The 26,141-nt window shown below is 66.2% G+C and carries 18 protein-coding genes; 7 read left to right on the top strand and 11 right to left on the bottom strand.

The features are described 5' to 3' along the window. Positions 1–5: 5 nt before the first annotated feature. The 4 genes from KIT79_07265 to KIT79_07250 all read right to left on the bottom strand — a co-directional run bounded on the left by KIT79_07265 (position 6) and on the right by KIT79_07250 (position 7,405). Positions 6–2,204, bottom strand: a complete 2,199-nt coding sequence (locus tag KIT79_07265; GenBank protein MCW5829100.1) for an FdhF/YdeP family oxidoreductase — start codon at positions 2,202–2,204, stop codon at positions 6–8. Positions 2,205–2,216: 12 nt separating this feature from the next. Further along, a complete protein-coding gene (locus tag KIT79_07260; protein MCW5829099.1) occupies positions 2,217–5,168 on the bottom strand; it encodes a S8 family serine peptidase in 2,952 nt (983 codons plus the stop codon). Positions 5,169–5,269: 101 nt separating this feature from the next. Then, positions 5,270–5,977 (bottom strand): histidine phosphatase family protein, encoded by a 708-nt coding sequence (locus tag KIT79_07255; GenBank protein ID MCW5829098.1) that lies wholly within the window; start codon positions 5,975–5,977, stop codon positions 5,270–5,272. A 30-nt stretch (positions 5,978–6,007) separates the two neighbouring features. Continuing rightward, entirely contained in the window at positions 6,008–7,405 is a 1,398-nt protein-coding gene (locus KIT79_07250; protein MCW5829097.1) for a GMC family oxidoreductase, read from the bottom strand. A gap of 121 nt (positions 7,406–7,526) precedes the next feature. On the opposite strand from KIT79_07250, the gene KIT79_07245 reads away from it, so the two are divergent. Together KIT79_07245 and KIT79_07240 are read left to right on the top strand one after the other, a co-directional pair. Then, complete coding sequence (locus KIT79_07245; protein MCW5829096.1) at positions 7,527–8,564, top strand: phosphotransferase family protein; 1,038 nt, start codon at positions 7,527–7,529, stop codon at positions 8,562–8,564. A 39-nt stretch (positions 8,565–8,603) separates the two neighbouring features. Further along, positions 8,604–9,005 (top strand): hypothetical protein, encoded by a 402-nt coding sequence (locus KIT79_07240; protein ID MCW5829095.1) that lies wholly within the window; start codon positions 8,604–8,606, stop codon positions 9,003–9,005. Between the two features lie 260 nt (positions 9,006–9,265). Here KIT79_07240 and KIT79_07235 read toward each other — a convergent pair whose 3' ends face one another. Continuing rightward, positions 9,266–10,525: an alpha/beta hydrolase gene (locus KIT79_07235; GenBank protein MCW5829094.1), complete on the bottom strand. Its 1,260-nt coding sequence runs from the start codon at positions 10,523–10,525 to the stop codon at positions 9,266–9,268. A gap of 144 nt (positions 10,526–10,669) precedes the next feature. On the opposite strand from KIT79_07235, the gene KIT79_07230 reads away from it, so the two are divergent. The 5 genes from KIT79_07230 to KIT79_07210 all read left to right on the top strand — a co-directional run bounded on the left by KIT79_07230 (position 10,670) and on the right by KIT79_07210 (position 19,427). Beyond that, positions 10,670–10,837 carry a hypothetical protein gene (locus KIT79_07230; GenBank protein ID MCW5829093.1) on the top strand — a complete coding sequence of 56 codons (168 nt, stop codon included), beginning with the start codon at positions 10,670–10,672 and terminating at the stop codon, positions 10,835–10,837. Positions 10,838–10,920: 83 nt separating this feature from the next. Continuing rightward, positions 10,921–11,508: a sigma-70 family RNA polymerase sigma factor gene (locus tag KIT79_07225; protein ID MCW5829092.1), complete on the top strand. Its 588-nt coding sequence runs from the start codon at positions 10,921–10,923 to the stop codon at positions 11,506–11,508. A 46-nt stretch (positions 11,509–11,554) separates the two neighbouring features. Further along, positions 11,555–12,277 (top strand): hypothetical protein, encoded by a 723-nt coding sequence (locus KIT79_07220; protein MCW5829091.1) that lies wholly within the window; start codon positions 11,555–11,557, stop codon positions 12,275–12,277. A gap of 78 nt (positions 12,278–12,355) precedes the next feature. Then, positions 12,356–15,004, top strand: a complete 2,649-nt coding sequence (polA, locus tag KIT79_07215) for a DNA polymerase I (GenBank protein ID MCW5829090.1) — start codon at positions 12,356–12,358, stop codon at positions 15,002–15,004. A gap of 133 nt (positions 15,005–15,137) precedes the next feature. Further along, positions 15,138–19,427 carry a hypothetical protein gene (locus tag KIT79_07210; protein ID MCW5829089.1) on the top strand — a complete coding sequence of 1,430 codons (4,290 nt, stop codon included), beginning with the start codon at positions 15,138–15,140 and terminating at the stop codon, positions 19,425–19,427. On the opposite strand, the gene KIT79_07205 is transcribed toward KIT79_07210, so the two are convergent. From KIT79_07205 to pstA, 6 genes are read right to left on the bottom strand one after another with little or no spacing between them, the layout of a single operon-like run. After that, entirely contained in the window at positions 19,389–20,396 is a 1,008-nt protein-coding gene (locus tag KIT79_07205) for a DUF2804 domain-containing protein (GenBank protein MCW5829088.1), read from the bottom strand. The genes KIT79_07210 and KIT79_07205 overlap by 39 nt on opposite strands. Positions 20,397–20,436: 40 nt before the next feature. Then, a complete protein-coding gene (locus KIT79_07200; protein MCW5829087.1) occupies positions 20,437–22,209 on the bottom strand; it encodes a HAMP domain-containing protein in 1,773 nt (590 codons plus the stop codon). Then, positions 22,206–22,907, bottom strand: coding sequence for a response regulator (locus KIT79_07195; GenBank protein MCW5829086.1), 702 nt, complete (start codon positions 22,905–22,907; stop codon positions 22,206–22,208). Before KIT79_07195 ends, KIT79_07200 begins: the two co-directional genes overlap by 4 nt. Then, a complete protein-coding gene (phoU, locus tag KIT79_07190; protein MCW5829085.1) occupies positions 22,904–23,608 on the bottom strand; it encodes a phosphate signaling complex protein PhoU in 705 nt (234 codons plus the stop codon). Before phoU ends, KIT79_07195 begins: the two co-directional genes overlap by 4 nt. A 17-nt stretch (positions 23,609–23,625) precedes the next feature. Further along, the gene (pstB, locus tag KIT79_07185; GenBank protein MCW5829084.1) at positions 23,626–24,459 is read right to left on the bottom strand and encodes a phosphate ABC transporter ATP-binding protein; all 834 of its coding nucleotides are present in this window, start codon (positions 24,457–24,459) and stop codon (positions 23,626–23,628) included. Between the two features lie 27 nt (positions 24,460–24,486). Beyond that, the gene (gene pstA / locus KIT79_07180; protein MCW5829083.1) at positions 24,487–26,133 is read right to left on the bottom strand and encodes a phosphate ABC transporter permease PstA; all 1,647 of its coding nucleotides are present in this window, start codon (positions 26,131–26,133) and stop codon (positions 24,487–24,489) included. Between the last annotated feature and the right edge of the window lie 8 nt (positions 26,134–26,141).

The following is a 26,141-nucleotide window of genomic DNA, read 5'->3' as shown; positions in this document are numbered from 1 at the left end:
CCCGCTCAGGCCGCCGCCCGTCCCGCCACCGGAATCACCCTTGCCGGCACGCACTTGAAGGCCGGAGTCTTCGACCGGCTGTCGAGCCTGGGCGGAACCAGCGTGTTTGCCTCCGGGTAATACATGGCGAGGTTTCCGGAGCGGATATCCGTGACGGACACCTCCACCTCCATCGCCCCGGTTTCCGTCTCCACCCGGACGAGGCCGCCCTCGGCCACGCCGAGTTTCTGCGCGTCCACGGCCGACATCATCACGACGTTGCGGTGGCGGTTCCCCCGGTAGAGGTCTTCTTCCTCGTAGACGACCGTGTTGAACTGGCCTTCAGACCGGATCGTCATCAGGCGAAACTGGCCGCCGCCTGCGGGAAGATCCGGCAGGGGCGTCACGGCGAACCGGGCTTTCCCTGAAGGCGTTGGGAATGCCGGTTCGTGCAGCACGCGCCCGCCGATGGGAAATTCCCGCTTGTCCCGGTCCACCCCGGCAAGGGGTTCCAGGCCCGGCACCACGGCGGCCATCGCCTCGCGGAGCGACTGGTGCGAGCGGAGCTTCTTCCAGTCGAACTTGCCAGCGGGCAGGAGATGCTCGGCCAGCGCGGCGATGATCTCCACCTCCGAGCGCGGCTCGCCGTCCGGCGGGGCCTCGCCGCCGTCCGAGATGCGGACGAAGTTGAACATCGATTCCTGCGTGGTGAGCTGGAGCTCCTCGTCGCGGGCCAGTGCCGGCAGGATGATCTGCGTCTGCCCGCGCCCGTGCACATGGCCCTCGTTCAGCTTGGTGGTGACCGATACGGTGACCGGTATGCGCCGGAGGGCGACCGATGCCCAGGAACGGTCCGGGTTGCTCGCAAAAAGGTTTCCGCCCATGAGAAACGCCGCCCGGACCCGGCCCTCGAAGGCGGCCTGCATGCTGGCGAAGGTGTCCTGTCCGGGCTCCCTCGGTACGCGGATGTCGAACAGGGTTTTCATCCGGTCTGCGAAGGCGGCCTTCAGTTGCGGCGCGACGCCGCAGGTGCCGACTCCCTGCACGTTCGAGTGGCCGCGGATGGGCAGCAGCCCGCAGCCGGGTTTTCCCAGCCACCCGCGGGCAAGCGCGAGGTTCGAGAGCGCCAGCACGTTGTCCACCCCGTGAGTGTGATGGGTGAGGCCCATTGCCCAGCAGAAGATGCCTGAACGGGCTTCCCGGATGAGCCTCACGGCCTTCTCGATCTCCTCGCGTGGGACGCCGCAGGTTTCGTAAAGCATGCTCCACTGGGTGCCCCGGACGTCCTGTTCGGCCGCTTCCCATCCCTCCGTATGCCGGGCGATGAAATCCGCATCCGTGCCACCCGCCTCGATCACACCCTTGAGCAGCGCCTTCAGCAGGGCCACATCGCCGCCGATGTGGGGCTGGAGGTAGAGGTCCGATACCTGCGATCCGGCCAGGAAGCTCCGCCAGTCCGAGGGCACCCGGAACCGGGTGAGCCCCAGCTCCTTCAGCGGATTGATGACGATGACTTTTCCGCCCCGGCGGCGGAGCTGAACCAGCTTGGTGATGAGCCTGGGGTGGTTGCTCGCCGGATTGGCCCCCGCAACGACCACGAGATCCGCCCGGTCGAGGTCATCGAGCGACACCGACGCCGTGCCCGATCCATAGACCTGCGAGAGCGCCACCCCCGACGCCTGATGGCAGTAGTAGGAACAGTTGTGGATGTGGGGCGTTCCGTACGCCCGGGCGGCAAGCTGGAGGAGGAATGCCGCCTCGTTGGAGGCGCGGCCCGATGCGTAGAAGAAGGTTTCGGCGGGCGGTGCCTCCCGGAAGGCGGCGGAGGCCCGTTCGAGCGCCTCGTCCCAGCCGATCCGCCGGAAATGGGTGTCGCCGGGACCGGCCATGACGGGGAACACCAGGCGCCCCAGGTATTCGAACTCGCGGGAAGTGAGGGATTCCATCGCCCGGACCGGATTATCGCGGAAGAATGCTTCGCTGATGGGGCCCTGCATGTCCCCCGCCTGGGCCTGCACCGACTTCTTGCAGACTTCGGGGAAGTGGCCCGCCTCGTTGACCATTCCGCCCATCTGTCCGCCCATGCCGAGCGCGCAGGTCTTGCAGGCGTTCCGGCTCCGGAGCCGCCGGTAGAACTTCAGGATGCCGCCGGCCTCCAGCGCCTTGCGGAAGACATACAGGATGGCGGCGAGGCCGCCGGCGGAACTGACGCGGGGAGTGCCCATGACGGCGCGAGGCTAACGGAGGGCGCGTGACGTCCGCAAGGGACGCCGCCGCACGAGAAACGAAACGAGGACCATCAGGCCGAGAACCCCCGGCCAGCTTCCGCCACCGGCGCAGCCGCCGCCTCCTCCTCCGCCGGTTCCGCAGGTGCTGCAACCGCCGCCTCCACCACCGCCGCTGCCATCGCCAGTATCCCGTGCGAAGACGAGCGCGGTCTGGATGCGGTTGTTGGATTCGCTGCTCTCGCTGACGGAGCCTCCGGGATCCAGCACGAGCGCGATGTACACCAGCGCCTTGTCGGTCCCGGCCGGCAGGGTGGGCGGATCGGCGGTGATCGCCGAAGCGCGGGTGGTGGCTCCGGGCAGGGCGGCGACGTTTTCCGTCGCCAGCACCTGGTCGTCGGAGTTTCCGAACACGGTATCCAGGGATGCCACCACCCTGATCTGGTGGGCCGCAGCGGTCTGGCTGCCGTTGTTCCGGTACTGGTAATCGAGCCGGAGGCTCAGGTCGGAGAGCTGGGTGTCGAGGGTGATGATCTCGGCGGCGAGGTCCGGCATGGCGAAACCAAGCAGGACCGGCACCCGGTAGTTGTTGTTGGCGAGATTGCTGTCGGTGTCGCCGCCATCCGCCGACGGGCGGATTTCCAGGAACCAGGAACCGGTGGAAACACCGCCCGGCAGGGTGAAGCTGAAATTTCCGGTTGCGCCCAGCGTGGCGGCGGCGAAATCACTGGCCGTGTCAGGCACCGGATGGCAGACCGTGGTCCCCTGCCTGATTCCCGTCCCTACGAAACAGAACTGCACTGCGAGGTCCGCCGCGGCGTTGCCGATGTTGGCGATCCGGTAGGTTCCGGTGACGGTCATACTGTCGGTCAGGGTGGCGGATGACGTCACGCTGCCGGCGGCCGCAATAAAGTCGGCGCCGTCCGTGTGCGTGACGAGCAGCGGCGTGGAGCCAACAAGCTCGTTGTCCTCCTCGCCCGTGCCGCTTTCGCCCTGGGGCTCGGCCGCCTCTTGCCGGTCATCCAGCCGGATGATGATGTCGTAAACGCCGGGTGTGGCGGGGGCATTGCCGCTCAGGGACCGGTTGTAGGTGTTCACTGCCGTGCCGGTGTCTGTTTCATCGTCAATGAGCACAAGCGGCGCGAGCGGACGCCCGCTCTGCCGCAGGTAGAGCGCGTTGACGGTGGCCGGTACGGCGTTGGCACTGACGGTCCGGTCGAACTGGACGGTGATGCCGCCGCCCGTTGCCACGGCCTGCGGGGCCGACGTGATCGAGCCGGAGATGTTGCCGGTGGAGCCGGTGTCATGGATGAAAAGCGACCATTCGAGGAGCGCACCGGTGTTCCCGGCTGCAGTATCCTCGACCGTCAGGGTCCAGGTGCCGCTGCAGGTTCCGCCGAAATCGGCGATGCTGAATATCTGCCGGACACCGAAGCGGACGTCGGTCCCGATGATGGTGTCGATCAGCTGGTCGGCATCCGAATTGCGGCGCAGCTTGAGGGTCAGTTCGCCGCGGGCCGGGTGCAGGATGTCCATGTCCACGCGCACGGCACCGGCGTTTCCGGTGCAGGCGCTTGCCGGGATCACGATTTCGCTCGTGACCGATCCGCTGTCGGGGATGGCAAGCCCGGCGGTTCCCTCGCCGTCCAGGTAGGAGCGGTAGCCCGCTGCCGCCGGCGGGTTGCTGGCCGAATCGAGCATCAGCTCCAGCCGCGGGATGGAGTAGCCGTTCCAGACGCTTTCACGCTCAATGGATGCCGGCAGGCCGTTCATGCGAAGATACGACGTGGCCCGTCCCGGCAGCCATCCGCCGCCCAGCAGTGACGCCATCCGCGCAGCGGCCCCCGCCACATGCGGGGTCGCCTGGCTGGTGCCGCCCATGCTGATCCCGGCGGCGGTGATGGGGAAGCCCGGAGCCATCAGGTCCAGTTCTCCGTGGATGTTGGTGAAGCAGGTGATCTGGTCGGCCTCGGCGATCTCGTCGGAGCAGAGCGAGAAACTGGTGCCGCCCTCCAGCGCTGCGTCATAGACAGCGCCCACGGAGGTCGCCCACGGCACGCAGCCGGGGTGGGAGAGGCCGTTGGAGAGTCCCTCGTTGCCGGCGGCGATGACCGGCATGACCCGGTGGGTGTTGACCAGCGTGCGCAGGGCGACGGAGGTCGCGCTGGTACTGCAGGCTCCGGTGAAGCTCCCCGCCGCCCCGCCCAGCGAGAGATTGGCGGCGATGATGGGACTGCCGGCCGCCCTGCGTGTGGCGATGTCGTTCAGGGCGCAGGCGATGGCGGCGTCGTTGGTCAGGTTCCGGCCGGACGTGGTGGACGGGCTGAAGATGTCATAAAAGAGGATACGGGTGTCGTTGGCCACGCCAAGCACGATGCCGGTCACGTTGCGGCCGTGGCCTTCCACAACATCGTTGGCGGCGGTTCCGTCACCGCAGTCGTGGCTCACTTCGGCGATCCGGCAGGTTCCCGATCCCGCGCCGCCCAGGCACGGTCCGAACCGCCCGGAGTCTATGTTGCCGAGCGGAGTGTCGAGCACCGCCACGATCGTCCCCTGTCCGCTGAACGGGTCAGAGCCGGAACCGCTGAAGAACAGGCTGTTTCCGGCCAGTTCGAGACTCTGGGCGAGGGTGGGGCGGTAATACTGCTGCCGCTGCACCCGCTCCGGTCCGAACCGGGCCACCAGCCGCTCGTATTCGTCCGGATCCAGATCGGCGGCTGTCACTCCGATGCGATCGAAGTGGCGGACGTTTCCGGCCTTACCCGCGTCGAGTCCCTTGCGGGCCGAACGGGTGGGTTCTGTTTTCCCCTCGTCATGGATCAGGACCGGGATACGGCCCTCGGCGGTTTCCGGTACGAGGAGCACGGGATCGTCCGGCGCGACAACGGTGGCTCCAGGTTCGCCGCAGCCTGTGAGGAAAATCCCGGCCAGACAGGCGGCCAGACAGTGTTGAAAGTGTTTCACCCGAATTCTCTCCCGTACCCGGTGTTATCCGATCCTATTCGTTCTGACTCCGGGTGGACAGAGACCTGAATCACACTTTTGACGAAAATGAGGCGGCCATTTCACTGCCGTGTCCACGACTTCCAGAGCCGTTCCATGGTGGTGTCGGTGAGGCCGTCCTTCACGTGGTTGTAAGGCGTGTAGTTGAGAAGCCGCACGATGCTGCGTCCGGACTTTTCCACGTCGATCACGTTGATGCAGCAGGCATCCTGCTCGATGGAACCGAATGACTCCAGGCCGGTGTTGAGGCATCTGGAGAGGATCACGCGGTTCACCGCCCCGTGGGCGACGATGAGGGTATTGGGCTGTTCCCTGCTGAAGGTCTCCTCCAGCAGCCCGTCCCAGGCGGCCGATACCCGGTCCCAGAGCGAGCCGAACGTCTCGCCGCCCAGGAACCTCGACTCCCGCTGGAGACCCCCGGCAAACGCGTGGGTAAAGGTCTGCTGGAGTTCGCTGAACGGGATGTCGCGGAGCCGCCCGCCCTTGATCTCCTGAAGCGGCTCGACGGTTTCCAGCCGGAGGCCGCTGGAAAGGCGCGGCCCCAGCACGATCGTCGCGGTTTCGACCGTCCGGGGCAGGCCGCTCGAAATGGCCCGCCCGATCTCCACGTCCTGGAGGACACCCGCCGCCGCTGCCGCCTGGCGGCGGCCTTCCTCGGTGAGCGTGACCGTTTCGGCCTTTACCGGCTGGCCCTTGCCGTTGAAATAGGCCACGTCTCCGTGGCGGAGCAGGAAGAAGCGTCGGCGTTTGTGGCTGGTTGTGGCCGTCATGAGGGCGGGCTGTATAACACGAAAACCGGCCTACGACAGCAGTTCGGCGGCGATGGCCGTCGAGAGCGCCATGATCGTGAACTGGGGATTGACGCCGATGGATGTGGGAAAGAGGCTCGCGTCCGAGACGTGCAGGTTCTCATATCCCCGCACCCGCCCGTCACCCTCGCAGGTCCGGCCGATGCCGCAGGTTCCCATCGGGTGAACGCTGCCGCCGGCGAGCCGCCGAAGCGGCAGCGGATCGGGCAGTCCCGCGTTGAACGCCTTGAGGGAACGGTACCGGCGGCCGGAGCCGAAATAGAGCGGCGTCACCGCCTGCGCCCCGGCCGCGAAGGCCATCTCCGCGAGCCGCACCAGCGACTGCCTCAGGCGCGCCAGTTCCGTGCCGCCGATTTTGTAGGAAATCCGCCGCCGTCCGTCGCGGCCGGTCCTGACCGCGCCGCGTCCGCCCTCGTCACGGATCAGCGCGCCCCAGAAGCCGGTGCGCGAATGGTCCATGATCGCCGCCGGAGAGCCGGTCACGGCCAGCGCCGGAATGGTGAGGTGCGGCGGCACCGAGCCGAGCAGGATCATGTGCCCCTCGGACTCCAGGAACTGGTCGGAGTAGGTGCTCTGGGGAACGGCGGGTTGTCCCATCTCGACCGGCTCGTCGAAGTGGACGGCCAGCACCGAGCCCGGATGGAGCAGGAAGTTTTCGCCGAGCTGGGGAGCCTCGATACCGCTCCGGGCGAGCAGGGAAGGGGTGAAGACCGCGCCGCCGGCGGCGATCGTCGTGCCGGCACGGATGGTGACACTCTCCCCGCCGGGACCACGGGCCTCGACTCCGGTGGCGCGGCGGCCGTTCAGGGTGATCTTCCTCGCCACCGTGTTCAGCAGCACCCGTGCCCCCCTGGAGCGGGCCACCGGAAGGTAGGAAAGGTGGGTCGCCTGCTTCGCCTTTTCCGGGCATCCGAGAACGCAGACCGCGCGACCCGTGCAGCCGGGGGCGTTCCGTGGGGTGCGTCCGCCGCGCCAGCCCGTCGCCTTGAGCCCTTTCAGCATCAGTTCGCCGTTCCGGCCCAGCAGTTCGTCGGCGGTTTCCGATACCTTGATGAAGCTGTCCACGCGGTTGAAGGCGTCGGTGAGGTCCGGCGCGCCCCGCTCCATCCACTCCCGGTGCAGGAACTCCGGCAGCCGGAACGCGCTCCCGGCGTTGAGCGCGGTGGAGCCTCCCTCGCAGACGCCGTGGATGACCGGAAAGACCGGAAGCCCGCGGGCCACCGACAGGGCCGCGTTCCGGCGGCTCACGACCCGCCAGAACGAACGCTCGATCCGCTCGCCGAGCGGGGCGAGCGGCGCCGGGCCGCCCGCCTCCAGCACCACCACCGACGCGCCGGCCAGTGCCAGCTCGGTGGCGATGGGCGCGCCGCCCGCACCCGATCCGATCACGCAGTAGTCGGCTGTGAGTTCCAGAAATCCTGCCCTCTGGCGGCCTTTACCCGGCCGCCGTTACCGGTAAAATAGGCCCCCTTTCCGGTTATCTCAAAGGGAAGGCCCGGAAAATATCCAGATGGCGTCACACCCCGACATCGGCACGAGGCAGGAAGCGATCGAGCAGTGGATCGCCGCGCAGGCTGGCGCGAAAGCCACCATCCGGAATCTCAGGCCGATGGCGGGCGGGGCGTCGCAGGAAATATGGAGCCTCGACCTCGACCTGGAAGGCTCCGGCGCGCCGCTCGAACTGGTGCTCCGGGCCGACATGGGCGGATCGCTCCTGAACGCGCTCACCCGTGGTGACGAGTTCCGCCTGCTCCAGATTGCGAGCAGGGCGGGGGTAAAGGTCCCCCGGCCGTACTGGCTGTGCGAGGACACCGGTCTCATCGGGCGGAGCTTCTACATCACCGAACGGGTGAAGGGCGAAACGATCGGCCGGAAGATCGTCCGCGACGAAAGCCTTGCGAAGGCCCGCACGGTGCTCGCCGCCGGAATGGGTGAGGAACTCGCCAGGATCCATTCGGTGACGCCGGAAAATACCGACCTCTCGTTCCTGCCGCCCGTGGACCCCGCCGTGCCGGTGGGCGAACGCACGGCCGAGCACCTGACGCGCCTTCTGGACCTGTTCGGCGAGGAGCCGCACCCGGCGCTGGAGCTGGGGCTCCGCTGGCTCCGGGAGAACTCCCCGCCCGCCGGGGAGCTTTCGCTCGTCCACGGGGATTTCCGTATCGGAAACCTGATGGTGGGGCCGGAGGGGCTTGTCGCCGTGCTCGACTGGGAACTTACCCACGTGGGCGATCGCTACGAGGATTTCGCCTGGCCTATCGTGCGGTTCTGGCGGTTCGGCAACAATCTGAAGCGGCTCGGCGGCTTCGCCGACCCCAGGCAGATGTTCGACGCCTACGAGCAGGCCACGGGCCGTGCCGTTGACACCCGGCGCGTCCACTACTGGGAGGTGATGGGCAACGCCAAGTGGGCCATCGGCGCGAGACAGCAGGCCAACCGCCACCTCACCGGCCCGCAGAAAAGCCTTGAACTGGCTTCCATCGGCCGCCGGGTGCCGGAGATGGAGCTGGAAATGCTCGACCTGATCGAGAAGGGCCCCAGATACTGACCCTGACGTTCAGGGGGATTCACGAAGGAGCCGGACATCATGCAGGACCGTCCCACCATGAGGGAGCTGATCGAAGCGGTGCAGTATTTCTTCCAGTCCAGCGTCGCGCCGCTCCTTACCGACCCGCGCACGAGGTTCCAGGGGCTCATCGCCCACAACGTGCTCGAAATCCTGAAGCGCGAACTGGAGCTCGGCGAAACAGCCACCCGCGAGGAGTGGCGGAGCCTGCAAAAGCTCCTCGGCGCTTCTGGTGCGGAACCCGCCGCCGTCGCCGATCTGGAAAAATCCCTTCTGGAGCTGTACCGGACGTTCCGCGAGAGAGCCCGCACCGGCGCCTTCGACACGGGCGAGGCCCGCGCCGCCGCATACACCCACGCCCGGAAGGTGGTCGTGGACAAGCTGAAGGTGACAAACCCCGGCTACCTCACCGAGCCGGGTTAGGAAACCTCACACGCCCGCCTTCTGTTTTCCCAGCTCCCCCGCCCTCCGGCCTCACCCCGCGCCTCAACGGGCTCCAACCACACCCCCTTAATCCCCCTCTCCGCGACTGCGGAGAGGGGGATTAAGGGGGTGTGGTTTTCCCCTCTCCGGTTCCCGGAGAGGGGGCAGGGGGTGAGGCCGCTTCCGCAACCGCGCAGAGAAGAAGGGTGACGAAACTGGCGCGAAGCGCCGGGGGTAAGGCCGGAAGAAAGAACGGCCTCTCACCCCGCCTTTCGCTTCGCCTCTCCCTGGGGCAGGAAGCCGATGCCGGTGAGGAAGATCGCCTGCTGCTTGAGGTACTGGCCCTTGTCGAGATGCACGACGTGGTTGCCGGGGAACCAGTGTATCCTCGGCCGGCCCCAGTGGTCCCACAGGAGCCGCGAGTGCTTGGGCGGGGCGAGCCGGTCGCCGACGCCGCCCACGATCATGAGCCGCTCCTTCGGCAGGACCGGCTTGTAGGTGAGCGGCGTGTGGACGGCGAGCGCGTGCCGGAGTTCCTTCAGCGACGTGCGGGTGGCGAACATGGCCGCCCGCGCCGCCGTGCCGGTCGGGAACCATTCGAGAACGAGGTCGGCGATGCTGACGACCGGGACGTTGGGGATGGCGAACCTGAGCCGGGGCTCGACCGCCGCCATGAGCGCCGTCGTGTAGCCGCCGAGGCTCACGCCCGTCTGGCCGATCTGCTCGACGCCGATCTCCGTCAGGTGGCTGACAAAGACCCGGAGATCCATGATCGCCTGGCCGAACGCCTCGTTCATCCACGAAAGGCCGCCGGCGAAGAACCCGTGACCGGGGTAGAGCGAGAAGTTCGCCTGCCGCGAGCCGTGGAACGGCAGCGTCAGGAGGGCTACGTCGCAGCCCAGCCGGTAGAACCAGGGGAGCGCGAAGAACCACTCGTTGACCCACATGGCGTCGGCCGCAAAGCCGTGAACGGCAATGATTGTCGGCCGGGGCGAGGAGCCCCGGTGGCGCCAGCAGCGGGCGGTGACGGTCCGGTTGTTCCGGTGGGAGAGGTAGTCCTTGCGGATGCGCGGGTTCAGCGGCTCGTAGGGGCTCTCGAAGGAGAGGTCCAGCACCTGCCCGTCGTCCGGCCTGAACCGGTGCCAGGCGGCCCGTTTCGACGTGACCCGGATATCCGGCGGCGGTGTCCGGAAGAACCGTCCGGGGTCGCCGGAGTCGGCCAGTTCCTCATAGATCGGCCGGTCTTCGAGCGCCTTTTTCAGCGTCACGGGATTGAAGCCCGGCGGAAAACAGGTGATGCCGACCAGCGACGACGCAACCGTCCGGGAGAGCACATCCATCGCGGCCGTGGACTTCACCCGGAGCGCGTCGCGGAAGCCCAGTTCGAACCCTTCCTCCCGCTCGCTGAAGTTGATCTCCAGGTATTTCCACCAGGGCCCGGACGGCATCAGCGGCGGCTGATGGAGATTCGACTCGTTGACGATGCGGGAGACGACGGAATCGGCGGCTGGTTCGCTCATGGTCCCCCAAGTATACGGAGGGTTGACGCAGAAGGACAAACCTGTCTTTACGGCAATCGCGCCGCCGCTGATAGTTAAATTATTTTAATCTGTAAGGTCCGCCCCCGGCCCCCGTCTGCCCATATAGAAAGGAGGTCTGAAACCATGAAGAACCAGACCCTGAAGTCGGGTACCGAGGCGGCGATTGCCGGTGCGAACTCCGATTCGAATGGAGGCTGTTGCAACTGCGACTGCGGAAGCGGCTGCCAGTGCGGAACGGACTGCGGCTGCAAGAACTGCGACTGCAAGGATGGCCAGTGCAAGCCCCGGTAAGGGACGGGAGCGGAGGGGCACGGTTGTGCCCCTCCGCCTTCCAAGACAGGATGGACGTCAGAACGGAGGGCAGGATCACCGGTATGGAAACGGCCGAAGCCCCACAGACCGCCGGACCGCTGAAGCCGATGGACCCGGAGATCGCGGCGGCCCTGCTTGAGCAGCACCTTGAGTTCCGCCGGTTCCTCACGAGCCGCCTCGGTGACGAGGCGGCGGCCGAGGACATCCTCCAGGACTGTCTCGTGAAGGCGTCCCAGAGGGGCGGCCAGCTCCGAAGCGGCGAGAGCATCGTCGCCTGGTTCTACCGGATCCTGCGGAACGCGGTGGCCGACCACTACCGGAGCCGGAGCGCTGACGAGCGGAAGCATGCCGGCCTTCTGGAGGAGATGCTGGCCCATGAGGCCGATCGCGTGCATCCCGAAAGCGGCGAGGACAGTGCCTGCGGCTGCCTGTGGGGGCTTCTCGGCACGCTGAAGCCGGAATACGCCGAACTCCTGAAGCGGGTTGACCTCGGCGGCGAGGCGCAGGGCGCGGTGGCCACGTCGCTGGGGATCACGGCGGGGAACCTCGGCGTCCGCCTGCACCGGGCACGGCAGGCGCTCAAGACGAGCCTTGAGCGGTCCTGCGGCACCTGCGCCGAGCACGGCTGCCTCGACTGCGGGTGCGAATAAGGAAGTTTGTGGCCCTCTCCGGGGCCGTGCTACATAGGCGGAGCCGATGGCTATCAGAGAGTCCGCCATGTCGCCCGAGATGATCGACCTGAACCGCTTCGACAACGAAGTGGACAAGCTCAAGGTCGTCTTCGAGCAGTATTTCGTCGGGGTGGAGAAAAAGCCCCCCACCGACCGGATGGAGGCGCTCCAGAAGGAGCTCCGCCAGAAGATCCTCGGCGTCCGGTCCACCAACACCGCCTACAAGTTCAAGCGGCAGACGGTCGAGCAGAAGTTCGTCACGCTGAAGAACTACTGGGACCGGGTGCTGAAGGAGATCGAGGAAGGCACCTACGTCCGGGTGCGGAAGCGTGCCGAGCTGCATGACCGGCAAAAGGCCGCCGCCGCCGAGGAGATGGCCCGCAGGCGCGTCATCAACGAGGCGGTCAAGGCGGGCAAACCCGTCTCCGAGGCCTTGAAGGAGTTCGAGGCGGGCCGGGGGATGGGGCCGCCGCCCGGCGGGGCCGCACCGGCGGGGGCGAAAACGGGCGCGCCGGCGCAGCGGCCGGCGGCGGCCCGGCCCGCCGCGGCACCGATTGACCACCTGCATGAGGTCTACATGTCCGCCCGGCAGAAGACGGGCGAGGGGGCCGTGGACCGCGCCGCCTTCCAGGCGATGATCCAGAAACAGATCCCGGCGATCAAGGAAAAGTTCAACTGCCGCACCGTCGAGTTCAAGGTGGTCGTCGAGAACGGCAAGACCAAGCTCAAGGCAATTCCCAAGAACTGAAAATCCCCGCGCCCCAGAGGTAATGCCATCCTGGAACCGTCACCGGACGACAAGCCCAAGGTCTATCTCATCGACACGATGGCCTACGTGTTCCGGGCATTCCACGCGCTGCCGCCCATGTCGAATGCCAGGGGAATGCCCACGAACGCCGTGCTGGGCTTCTGCCGGATGATCCTGAAGCTGAAGAAGTCCTTTCACCCCCGTTACATCGCCTGCGTGAACGACGCGAGCGGGCCCACGTTCCGCGAGGAGATTTATCCCGAATACAAGGCGAACCGGAAGGAGCCGGACCCGGAGCTCGTTCCCCAGTTCGACCTCTGCCGCCGGGCGGCCACCGATGCGTTCAACCTCCCGGTGCTGGAACTCAAGGGTTTCGAGGCGGATGACATCATCGCCACGCTGGCGCGGCGGTTCGCCAGAATGGGAATCGACACGGTCATCGTCTCGTCCGACAAGGACCTGATGCAGCTCGTGGACGATCACGTCTCCATGTGGGATCCAATGAAGGACCGCGCCATCGGCCGCGAGCAGGTGATCGAGAAGTTCGGCGTTCCGCCGGAACTGGTGGTGGACGTGCAGGCGATCATCGGCGACAGCACGGACAACATCCCCGGCGTGAAGGGTGTCGGGGAAAAGACCGCGCCGGGACTGATCCAGGAGTACGGCTCGCTCGAAAAACTCCTCGAAAACACCGGCAGGATCGAGAAGAAGGGCCTGAGGGAGAAGCTGGAGGCGGGCCGCGAGATGGCCGTGCTCTCGAAGAAGCTCGCCACCTGCCGGGACGATGTTCCCCTGAAGGCGGAACTGGATGAACTCGCCGCCAGGGAGCCCGACCCGGCCCGGATGGTCGCCTTCTTCCGGGAGATGGACTTCACGGCGCTCATCCGGGAGATGTCCTCCGAGGATGATTACAAGGGGTTCCGCCGGGACCGGTACGAAACCGTGCTGGACGAAAAGGCGCTGAAGGCCGTGCTGGACGAGGTCCGCAAGGCGAAGGTGGCGGCGTTCGATACGGAGACGACCTCGCTGGACGAACTGCAGGCCGAACTGGTCGGGTTCTCGCTCTCCACAAAACCGGGCAAGGCCTGGTACGTGCCGGTGGCGCACCGCTATCTGGGCGTCCCGGCCCAGATACCGAGGGACCGGGCCCTCGCGCTGCTCAGGCCCGTGCTGGAAGACCCGGAAATCCTCAAGCTCGGCCAGAACGTTAAATATGACCGGCGCGTGCTGCTCCGGTACGGAATCCACTGCCGGGGTTTCGACTGGGATTCGATGCTGGCCAGCTACGTGCTCGACCCCGGCCGCCGGTCCCACGGCCTCGACCAGCTCGCCTTCGATTTTCTCAAGCACAAGATGCTCTCCTACCAGGAGGTGACCGGAACCGGAAAGCACCAGGTGACGTTCGACCAGGTGGAGATACCCCGCGCCACCGAATACGCCGCCGAGGACGCCGACGCGGTCATGCGCCTTTACGGGATTCTGGACCCGCGCCTGAAGTCCGAGGGGGTGCTGGACCTGTTCAGCCAGGTGGAGATGCCGCTGGTGGACGTGCTGATCGACATGGAGGAGCGGGGCGTTCTTGTCGATACCGGCAAGCTCGCGGAGATGTCGCAGGAGTTCGGCCGCCGGATGCAGGAACTTCTGGGCCGGATTTACGGGATGGCTGGCGGCGAGTTCAACGTGGACTCGCCCAAGCAGCTCCAGACGGTCCTGTTCGAGCGGCTGAAGCTGCCGACGGCCCGCAAGACCAAGACCGGCTACTCCACCGACCAGGAGGTGCTGGAAAAGCTGGCCGAGGAGCACGAACTGCCCCGGCTGCTGATCGACTACCGGGGCCTCTCCAAGCTGAAAGGCACCTACATCGACGCCCTGCCGAGGATGGTGAACGCAAAGACCGGCCGGATTCACACCTCGTTCAACCAGGCAGTGGCCGAAACGGGCCGCCTCTCGTCGTCGGAACCGAACCTCCAGAACATCCCCGCCCGGACCGAGGACGGCCGCCGGATCCGCGAGGCGTTCATCGCGCCCAAGGACTCGGTGCTGGTGTCGGCCGACTACTCGCAGGTGGAACTGCGTATCCTCGCCCATGTCACTGGCGACCCGGCGCTGGTGGCGGCCTACCGGGACGGTACGGACATCCACAGCCTTACGGCGGCCGAGATGTACGGCGTCCGGCCGGAGGAGGTCACCCGCGAACAGCGTGGGGCGGGCAAGACGATCAACTTCAGTGTCATCTACGGGATCGGAGCCCAGTCGCTCGGCAAATCCCTCGACGTCACCCCGAAGGAGGCGCAAAGCTATATTGACGCCTATTTCCGCCGCTATGCCGGGGTGAAAGCGTTTTTCGACCGGACCGTCGAGGAAGCCCGCACGAATGGCTATGTGACGACGCTCCTCGGCCGCCGGCGCTACCTGCCCACCCTGACGTCGAAGAACTTCCAGGAGCGGTCCTTCGCCGAGCGGGCTGCCTGCAACACCGTGATCCAGGGGACCGCCGCCGACATCATCAAGGTGGCGATGATCGAGCTGTACAGGAAACTCCCGGTCCACGGATTCAAGGCCCGCATGATTCTGCAGGTCCACGATGAACTGCTGTTCGAGGCCCCCGCCGCCGAGGCGGAAAAGGTCCGCAAGATCGCGGCGGAGGTCATGTCGTCGGTCGTGAAGCTGGACGTGCCGCTTCTCGTCGAAACCAAAGCTGCCCGCGACTGGGCAGGCGCGCATTGAGCCCGGATTCGGGGCCGCTCCCATGAAAATCCCTGTAAAATGGCGTGGCAGCCTTGCGAGGCGTGGCCCGAACCTTTAAAACTTCATCGCACTTTTGCCGCCAGTTAATCATAAGGAAGTAGAATTTTAATCAATGAAACGTGAATGGTTAGCCGCCCTGTTCGTGGGCCTCGTCGTGGGCGCGTGTGCATCCGCCCCGCAGAAGATCACCGTACTTGATCTCCGGTTCGATGCCCGGCTGGCGGCGGAGATCCAGTATCCCGAGGAAGACGACCTCATCCCCGACGAAGTCATCACGATTGCCGGCAAGGTGATCGACCCTACGGCCCAGCTCGTCTGCCGCGTGAACAGCGTCGAGCACCTCGTCCAGGGGCCCGCCCGCAACGGGCAGTTCGTGGTCGAAAACGTGACGCTCAAGCCCGGACCGAACCTGATCGAGGTGATCGCCAGCAAGGGGACCGTCAGCTCCACCGTCGAGCGCCGGTTCGAGAAGGTGGCCCAGACGTCGGTCCGGATCATGGAGCCCCAGGATGGCACGGAAACCAAGCAGACCTGGATCAGCGTCAAGGCGATCGCGCCTTCTGGCGTGGACCGGATGACAATCAACGACCAGCCCGCGCAGAAGGTGGGCGACTTCTTCGTCAGCTCGAAGGTCGAGATCCAGGAAGGGATCAACATCGTTACCGCCCGGGCCGATGTGAAGGGGCGGCGGGAAACCTCCGCCATCCGGATCATCAAGGACACCCGCCCGCCGGTCATCGAGATCGTCGAGCCCAAGGACGGTACCTTCACCAACAACCGCGAGATCGAGTTCGTCGGCAAGGTGGACGACCCCAAGGCGAAGGTATTTGTCGATAACGTCCCGGCGGTGGTGAAGGACGGCGAGTTCCGGGCCGTGGTGCCGCTCCAGGCCGCGATCAACGAGATTGCCGTCTACGCCGTGGACCCGTCGGCCAACCGCTCCCCGCCGAAGCGGATTCGCGTCGAGTTCGACGCCTCCCGTCCGCAGGTATCGGTGCTGTCGCCCAAGCCCGGTGAGCTGGTGCGGGCGCTGCCGCTCACGGTGAGCGTGGGCTCCACCAAGGCCCCTTTCAGCATCGAGGCGACGCTGGATGATAACCCCGAGACGCTCGTCACCCAGACCTTTCCGGTCTCGCCGGGGCAGTTCCAGTTCCCCATGACCGAGCTGCCCGACGGATCGCACCGCCTGACGGTGAAGATCACCGACGCGGCGGGCAACGCCGACACGATCAAGGTCGCCATCGCGACCGACACGAATCCGCCGGTGATCTCGGTAGGGGGCGTGGAAGACGGCGCGACCATGACGGAGACGCGCCCGATCATCAAGGTGGAGGATCCGAACCTCGACGCCGCCTCGGTCATCGTGACCCTCAACAACCGGCCGTTCCGGTCCGGCACGCCGCTGTCTTCCCGGGCGGGGAACTCCGGCCCGCAGGAACTGCTGATCCAGGCGGCTGACAAGTTCGGCAACCGGTCGGAGCTGAAGATCGCCTTCGAGATCAAGGTGAACCCCATCGAGCGGCTGCTCAGGGAATGGGAACGGGCCTGGAACGAGGACGCGACGATCCGCGCGCGCCTTGTCGAGCCGATGGTCCGCGACATCGACCAGGCGGGCCGCTGGAAACCGATCTGGACCCGGCTCAATCCGCTTCGCGAGGACACGACGGCGAATCCCGTCCGTCCGGCGAACGGGCACCTGATGGCGGCCTACGATGTCCTCGACGGCATCTGGCCCGATATCTACAAGAGCCCCGAAGTGAAGATGTACTACGAGGTGAACCGCGACCTCGCGCGGAGCGGCATCTACCAGGAACTGGCCGAGGCGCTGGCGGGGGCCCACAAGGCAGGGACGTTCGAGGTGCTCGAACTGCTGGGCCTTGAGCTGTCCAGGCCGGACCGCACCGGCTGGTCGCAGCTGACCGACATCGCCTTCGTGCTGGACGTCTTCATCAACTACAAGGATTCGCGCCGCCTGTATGGCGCCCTGTACGAACTGGGCACGATGACCCTCACGGCATCGGGCCAGCCGGGCAGCGAGCTGTACGACCTGCCGATCGATTTCCTGCAGCCGTTTTTCAATCTGCCGCCATCCGAGTTCGACGCGATGATCGACTTCCAGTCGAAGATCGTCCGCGAGCACAACGCCCACAAGCTGCCGCCGCGCCTGCTCTACAACCTGATCGAGATACGGAACGGCAAGAGCTTCGCCTCCGTCTCCCGCGCCCCGCTGGCCTGCATGGTCGATCCCAAGCGTGGCCGCCCGCTGGAAAAGCTGATGGAGAACTGGGGCGCGTTCATCGCCCACTACGTCAAGGATCCCAACGCGCTGGAGATCACCGAGACGGCGCTGTTCCTGATGCGCGACTCCCTCGACTACGACTCGATGGAATCGCTCTCCTGGGCGCTCCGCTACGACGACATCGACGACATGCTTGAGGCTGTGCGGGTGCTGGCGCATGCCGACGTGTTCGACAAGATCCTGACCGACGTGGGCAAGATACTGACGGCGAAGGATATCGACGGCCGCCCGGTCCCCTACACGATGCTGCTCGCCATCAACGGCTTCCTGGAACCGCACAAGAACTTCCCCAATGCGACCTATCTCGACGTGATCCTGGACGGCGTGAACCGGCTGCTCACCAAGGACGCACAGGGCAAGAACTCGCTGGAGGTGGTGACGGACACGTTCCTCGACGGCCTCACCGCCGAGCAGCGCCGCCGGATGGGCGACCTGTTCAAGTACCACACGGTTGACCAGAAGAAGCGCGTCCTGGCGCGGCCGCCGAAATACCCGAGCGATGCCACCCGCATGCTGCGCCTGCTGGATATCGCCTACACGCCGCTCAACTGCGGAATCCCGGTGGCATTCACGGATGTCATCATCACGTTCAACATGCCGGGCGTTCCGATCAAGTTCCCCGTGGACAACCTCGCCGTTGCGGCGTTCGAGGCGTCCAAGGAACTGTCCAGCGGCACGGCCAAGCGCATGGCCGGCATGTACGACCTCATGCGGCGCATGGCGAAGGTGGGCAACCTGTTCTGCGAGCCCAATATCCTCGACAAGCTGGTGGACGACCCTGAGCCGATCAAGGCCATGCTGAATGACGCGCCCATCGAGTCGACCTTCCGCATGGTGCAGGAACTGGCCAAGCGCGGCGACGCGCCGTATCTGGTGGACATGCTTCACGCGGTCTACATCTCCGGCGCCGCGGGCCTGAACGATCCGCTCATGGTTGTGCTGTTCGACGAGGGCATCTTCGAGAACTTCGTCGAAACCCTGCGCGCCGTGCGCGACACGCGCCTCCCCAGCGACCCGAACAAGAAGGCGCTCACCGCGTTTCTCGACGGCTTCGCCAACCTGCTGAGGAAGCCGCCGCACAAGAAGGACCGGATCATCAAGCCGTGGCTCAACCTGATCAAGAAGCTGGTCGGGACGGCCGAGAACCGGAAGAAGCTGGAGCGCGTGCTGATCTGGATGGGCGGCGTCCTGGTGGACCCGCCTCCGGGCCTGAAGCTGCGCGAGCTGGACAACAACTTCGGCGACCTCATCGCCTGCGACGAGAAGGGCACCATCGCCCGCGAGTTCGCCCGGTTCATGGACGCCGACCCGAAGAACGGCGACCTGCGCGTGCTCGTTCCCTATATCCGAGCCTACCTGACCGCCGATGCGAACCTCGCCCTGTCGTTCAACCGGCTGCTGTCGGAATGGCTCCAGAAGGGGACGATGGTGAACGGTGTCCGGTTCATCCAGAAGTGGGTGGATATTGACGGCCGCTACCGGAACGTCCTCCAGGATTCGCTGGCGGTGGTGGTGCGCCCCGATGCGCGGGATGTCACCCCGGCCGATGCGGTGATCTATGGCCTCACCCACACCATCGCACCGGTCGTGAAGGAAAACCGCCTCAAGATCCGCAAGGTGCTGGAGGCCGAGAACCGGCCGCGGCTCCACCGGCTGATGGCCTATCCGTTCAAGACGATGCAGCTGAACGGCCAGACGAGCTACCTGGAGCAGTCGCTCCCGGCGGCCCGGAAGATCTACGCGGCCCGTGAGCCCCGCACGGGCCGCCCCTCGATGAACGCCTTTGTCCGCGCCTACCGGGTGCTGGCGCAGCAGGGGGTGTTTCTGGCGGTGCTGGACGCGCAGGCGGTAGCGGCCGACCGGGGCTATCTCGACAAGCGGCGCGACCCGAACGTGATCGGCGCCTTCGCGCAGATCATGGACCGCTCGCTCCAGAAGTTCGACACGCAGGCGGCCCAGGGCGGTTCCGGTGGAACCAGCCACGCGGCGCTCACGCTGGAGGGCCATCCCGGCTGGGACAGCGGCCTGTGGGACCGGGTGGTGGACGGCGGGCGCGTGGCCCTGTCACCAGACGCTCAGGTGCTTTTCCACGACGCCAAATAGCCCGTCCACGGGGACCGGCGCCACGTCACCTGCTGCCGCCAGCCGGCCCCGGAAGGTTCCGTAGGGCTGGATGAAATCGCTGCGGATCACGCCCAGGTTCAGGTGTTCCTCGCGGGTGCCAAGCGGAAGGAACTCAAGTTCCACTTCCGTCCCGCTGCGGCTGCGGATGATCCACGGCTCCCGGCGCGGATCGCCCGGCAGGGCGAACTCGACGCCGCCCAGAAGGTACAATCGCCCGTCTATCCAGAGGCCGTTTTCCTGCGAACTGCCGCCGGGGCCGTCATAGACATCGGCCGAGAGATTGAGGCCGATGCGGCGGCCGTCCGGCAGGAACCCCGCCAGCGAGCACCATTTCCATGCCGTCTCGCGGAGCGCCACCGAGCGGGTCCAGTCGAGCGTGGCGACGCCGCCGTCCAGGCTGATCGTCTGGCCGTTCCACTGGATGGAGCCCGAGGCGGCAATCCCGGCCGCCTTGTGCGTGTAGGCGGGCTGGCCATTCGCAAGCCGGTGCAGCAGGGCGAGCGCGTCGCCGCCCGCGAAGTTGAAGCTGCCGGTCACCCGCGAAGGCCCCAGCGGCAGATCAACCTCGATCTGCCACCGGTCGCCGCCGTGCCCGGCGACGAGGCGGTTTCTCCCGGCCTCCCACCGGGTTTCGCCGCTGACCGATGACGGCGCGAACTTCACCGCCCGGCCCATCGGCGAAAGCTCCGAGTATTCCGGCGCGTTGGCCGGACGCTCCCGGTCCACGAGGTAGGCGAAGCACTTGGCGGCATAGCCCAGGTTCACCACGGCGAAGGCGAAGAACCACTGGCCGGTCACGACGGAGGTGTAGTGCCACTCCTTGAGGCGCATGGCTCCCATGAGGCCGGGGGCGGAGATGTCGGGAAGGGGAATCGGCTGCCGGTAGCGGCCGTAGGCGTAGCCGCTGCCGGATTTCGCTTTCGGCGGTGCATTGTCGGCAGGTTCCATACGGCCTGAGTGTAGACGGGGAACCGGCAGAAAAAACCCGTCAGGCCGCGGAGGCCGGAAGCGTGAACCAGAAGCGCGAGCCGGACCCCTCGGCGCTGTCCACGCCGACCCGGCCCCGGTGGAGGGTGACGATGTGCTTGACGATGGCGAGTCCCAGCCCCGTTCCGCCCAGTTCCCGCGACCGGTGCTTGTCTACCCGGTAGAAACGCTCGAACACGCGGTTGCGGTCCTCGTCGGGGATTCCGGGGCCGGTATCGGCGACAGAGACCGTGATCTCTCCAGCCGCCAGCGAGGTCGCCACCCGGACGGAGCCCCCTTCCGGCGTGTATTTGATGGCGTTGTCGAGGAGATTCGTCATCACCTGCTCGATCCGGTTGCGGTCGAAGGAAAGGCGGTGCGGAAAGCCGCCGGGGGCGAACTCCAGCGAGATGCGCTTGGCCTGCGCCGCCCGCTGCTGGCCCTCGACGCTGGCGGCGACGAGCGAGCGGAGGTCTTCCTCGCGGAGTTCGAGGCGGAAATCGGGCCGCTCGATGCGCGAGAGGTCGAGAAGATCGTTCACCAGCGTCGTGAGCCGTTCGGAGTTCCGCAGGATCGCCTGCACGAAGTTGCTGTAGGTCTCGTTGCCCTCGATGCGCGCCGCGAGCGTCTCGGCATAGCCATGAATGGAGGTGAGAGGGGTTCGCAGTTCATGGCTCACGTTGGCGACAAAATCCCGCCGGATCCGCTCCAGCCGCCTCGTGCGCGTCACGTCGCGGAACACCATGACCGCGCCCGTGCGTTCTCCCTGCTCGCGGATCGGGGCGGCCGACAGCTCGAACATGCGCTCCGGACCGGGCCCCTCCAGCGTGAACTCGCCCTCGTACTGCTCGCGTCCCTCCGAGAGCGCCTCCACGGCGTCCTCGATCCGGTCGGTGCGGACGATCTCCACCGGCGAGCGGCCCGGCATCCCCGCGACGCCGGCGCTGAACAGCCGTCCGAACGCCTGGTTGGCCGAGACGATCCGGTTGTCCCGGTCGAGCAGGATCAGTCCTTCCTGAACGGTGGAGAGGATGCGCTCGGCCTGTTCCCGCTCCGCCTGATAGGCGGAAATCGTCAGTTCCAGCCGCTCGGCCATGCGGTCGAAGTTGCGCGCCAGCACGCCCACCTCGTCATCGGCCCGGCTCCGCACGCGGGCGGTGAAGTCGCCCTCGGCGATCCGGTCGGTGGCCTCGGCGACCTCGCGGACCGGAGCGGTGATCCAGCGCGAGATGAGGAGCCCCAGGGCGCCTGCCAGCGTAAGCGAGAAAAGCCCGGCCACCCAGAGGATGTTCCGTACCCGGCCCACCGCGGTCTCGATGTCGTCCAGCGGGTAGATCATCCGGACGACGCCGGTGCGATCGGCCAGCCGGAACCGGCGGGCCAGATAGAGCGTGCTGTAGGGTGCCGTGGCGTGATGGATGATGCTGGCGGGCTCCGGCGCCGCCAGTGCCTCCTGGACCTCGGGCCGGGAGAGGAAGCTCTCGGGCTGGATGATCCGGCTCGCCGCCGCCAGGCTGTCGGCGATGCCCAGTCCCTTTTCGTCGAGGATCAGGAACCGGGCGGCCCCGCCACCGGCGTAGCCTCTCACGTAGGGCTGAAGCTCCTCCGGGGTGAGCCGCTCGTGGGGGCGGAGTTCCAGCAGATGGCAGAGTGTGCGGAGCCGTTCTTCCTGCGCGGACTTGGCGGTCCGTATGAGGTTCTGCCGGAACACCGGTACGACGTACGCATACCCGGCAACCAGCGCGACTGCCGAGACGGCGAGTGCGGCAAGCGCGATCTTGAGATGCAGTTTCACGGCATGTCGTACTGGGCGAGGTTGAACCGGTAGCCGGCGCCATGCACGGTCTCGATGAGATCGGCGTGCTTGCCCAGTTTCTTGCGGAGCCTCCGGATGTGGGCGTCTACCGTGCGCGATTCAACCCCCTCGGCGTAGTCCCAGACATGTTCCAGCAGCCACATGCGGGAGAAAAGCCGGGTCGGGCTCTCGAAGAAGCTGACGAGCAGCTTGAACTCGGTGGAGGTGAGGGGAATCTCCTCGCTGCCGACCTGGAGCCGGTGCCCCTGGGTGTCGAGCGTCACCTCGCCCACCCGGTAGGTGTCCTTCGTGTCGGGGCCGGCGCTGCTGCGGCGGAGCAGGGCGCGCACCCGGAGCATCAGCTCGCGCACGCCGAACGGCTTGGTGACGTAATCGTCGGCGCCGACCTCGAAGCCCACCACCCGGTCGATCTCCTCCCCCTTGGCCGTCAGCATCAGGATCGGAAGCCGGGCTGTCGCCTCGGAGGCGCGCAGCCGCTTGCAGATCTCGATGCCGGGAAGGTCCGGCAGCATGAGATCCAGGATCAGCAGGTCCGGCGGGTTCGTGCGCGCCCGGTCGAGACCGGAGAGCCCGCGTGACTGGATCTCCACCTTATAGCCCTCGGCGGCCAGGTTGAACCGGACCAGCTCGGCTATGTCCGGGTCGTCCTCGACGATGAGTATGCGTTTTCCGCTCATGATCCCTGCGTCTTGTTCTCGGCCGCCAGCCCGGCGCCGTGCCGGACATCCTTCCCCTTGACCCAGAAAATCACCATTTCGGCGATATTGGTGGCGTGATCGCCGATCCGCTCCAGGTGCTTGGCGGCGAACAGCAGGCCGATGGCCCGCTTGGCGGTCCGGGGGTCTTCGAGGATAAAGCTGATGAGCTCGCGGAAGATCTGCTCGTAAAGGTCGTCCACCGCGTCGTCGGACTCGAGCACCTTGGTCGCCTGCTCCACATTTCCGTCGATGAGCGAATCGAGGGCCGTGTGGACCATCTGCTGCGCCAGATCGCCCATGCGGGGCAGGTCGATGAGGGGCTTCAGCAGCGGTTCCTCCATCAGCTCCATCGCCCGCTCGCAGAGGTTCACCGCCAGGTCGCCCATCCGCTCCAGGTCGGTCACGATCTTCATGCAGAGGGTGATGAACCTGAGGTCGCTCGCCACCGGCTGCCGCTGGGCGAGAAGCTGGAGGCACAGCTCGTCGATCTCCTGCTCGTCGTGATCAACCTCGTTGTCGAGCGCGATCATCTCGCGGGCGAGATCCTCGTTCCGCTGGACGAGGGCGCGCATGCCGCCGCCCACCATCCGCTCGACGCGGGCGCCCATGGCCAGAACCCGCTCGCGCAGGTGCAGGAGTTCCTGCTCGTAATGCTTGCTGCTGTGTTCCCGCGTTGGCATGGCGGTTTGTCTCCCTGTCAGCCGAAGCGGCCGGTGATGTAGTCCTCGGTCCGCTTGTCCTTCGGATTGGTGAACAGATCCTTGGTCAGCCCGTATTCGATCAGCCCGCCCATCAGCATGAAGGCAGTATAGTCGGAAATGCGGGCCGCCTGCTGCATGTTGTGGGTGACGATGACGATGGCATACCGGCTCTTGAGGTCTTCCATCAGTTCCTCGATCTTGGTCGTCGAAATGGGGTCGAGTGCCGAACAGGGCTCGTCCAGCAGGATCACCTCCGGCTCGACGGCGATGGCGCGGGCGATGCAGATACGCTGCTGCTGGCCGCCTGACAGGCCCAGCGCGCTGTCGTCCAGCCGGTCCTTCACCTCGTCCCACAGGGCGGCGCCGCGCAGGCTCTTCTCGACGATCTCGTCCAGGCGCGCCTTGTCGTTGATGCCGTGGATGCGGCAGCCGTAGGCGATGTTCTCGTAGATGGACTTCGGGAACGGGTTGGACTTCTGGAACACCATGCCGATCCGCTTGCGCAGGTGGTTGATGTCCAGTTCGGGGTCGTAGATGCTCTGCCCGTTGAAAGTGATGTCGCCAGTCACCCTGAGTCCGTCGATCAGGTCGTTCAGGCGGTTGAAGCAGCGCAGCAGCGTGGATTTCCCGCAGCCAGAGGGGCCGATGAAGGCGACGACCTTGTTCTTCGGGATCTGGATGTTGATGTTGTAGAGCGCCTGCGCCTGGCTGTACCACAGCGACAGGTCATCCACGTTCAGGCAGGGGTTGGCGAGCTTCAGGATGGCGTCGGGATTGACGGCGATGGATGTGTTCTGGAGCGCTTCGCTTGATACGGTACCGGTTTCCATTCGTTGTCCCTTTTCGCTTGAGTGTTCCTAGACGGCGCTCGTCGTGTACTTGCGGCGCAGCCGGTTGCGTATGTAGATGGCCGAGATGTTCATGACGGTGACCAGCCCGATGAGCAGCAGCGTCGTGGCAAACACCAGCGGCTTGGTCGCCTCCACGTTCGGGCTCTGGAACCCCACGTCATAGATGTGGAACCCCAGGTGCATGAACTTCCGCTCCAGGTGGATGAACGGGGCGTACCCGTCCAGCGGCAGCGACGGCGCCAGCTTCACCATGCCGACGATCATGAGCGGCGCGACTTCGCCAGCGGCCCGCGCCATGGCAAGAATCATGCCGGTCAGGATCGCCGGGGCCGATGCGGGCAGCACCACCTTCCAGATCGTCTCGAACTTGGTCGCACCGAGCGCGAGCGATCCCTCGCGGACGATCCGCGGCACGGCGGCGAGCCCCTCCTCGGTCGCCACGATGACGACGGGCAGGGTGAGAAGCGCCAGCGTGAGGCTGGCCCACAGGATGCCGCCGGTGCCGAATGTCGGCGTCGGCAGGGATTCCGGGAAGAACAGCTTGTCGATGCTTCCGCCGATGCCATAGACGAAGAATCCGAGCCCGAAGATGCCGAACACGATGGACGGCACGCCGGCCAGGTTGTTGACCGCGATATTCACGATCCGGACGAGCGGCCCCTGCCTGGCGTATTCCCGCAGGTAGATTGCCGCCAGCACGCCGAACGGGACGACAATGAACGACATGATGAACACCATCATCACGGTCCCGAAAATGGCCGGGAAGATGCCGCCCTCGGTGTTGGATTCGCGGGGGTCGTCGAAGATGAACTCCCATGTCCGGTCCAGGTAGAGTCCGGCCTTCCCGGCGGCTGAAAGCTGGTTGGCCGGAATGGCGCGAACGATGGTGCCGACGGCGATCTCCTTGCGGCGGCCGTCGGCGGTTTCCATCACCACGACATCGCTCGCTAGCTGGCCGCGCAGTTCGCGCAGCTCGCCGGCGATCTGGCTGAACCGCTCGTTGGCCGCCTGCCGGCGATTCTCGATCTCCGCCTTCCGGCGGGCGAGCCCGGCTTCCGGCGGCGGCTTCATGGCAAGGCGCCGCTCGGCGAGGCGGAGCTGCTCCAGCTCGTGGTTGACGTCGCCGATGTCCTTTTTCTCGATCTTCCTGACCTTGGCGTAGAGGGCCCGCTTTTCGCGATGGGACGGCTCGAACAGCTTCCAGATGGCCTCCGGATCGGTGGCTAGCGTCTCGCCTTCGCGCCGGAACTCGGCCATCGTGCCGTAGAAGTTGCCCCATTCGAGCCGTTCCAGAACAAATGCCCACGGATCCTGGCGGACGCCGCGCATCTGCCGTTCGTCCACCCAGCGGAAATCGGCCCCGGTCACGTCGCGGTTGCCGACCTTCATCTGCTTGCGGAAGCCGGTCTCCAGCGGGTCCTCCCCCTCGGCGGGCGGATTGCGCTCGCGGTTGTGGACCTCGCCCATCAGTTTCGATCCGTCCAGCATCTCGGCGGTGACGAGTTCCTTCTGCCAGAAATGCCCCATCCCGTTGATGGCGATGAGGAGCAGCAGTCCGCCGATGCCGAGGATGTTCAGGCCCAGGGCTCCGGCGCACAGCCAGATGAAGGTCGTGCCGGTTTCCGCGGAGGCTTTGTCTTTGCGCTTGAACATGGGCTTCC

The sequence above is a fragment of the Deltaproteobacteria bacterium genome, from assembly GCA_026129095.1.
Classification (GTDB): Bacteria; JAGRBM01; JAGRBM01; order JAGRBM01; family JAHCIT01; genus JAHCIT01.
The sequence above is the reverse complement of the archived record's forward strand: the minus strand, read 5'-3'. Positions and strand labels throughout refer to the sequence as shown.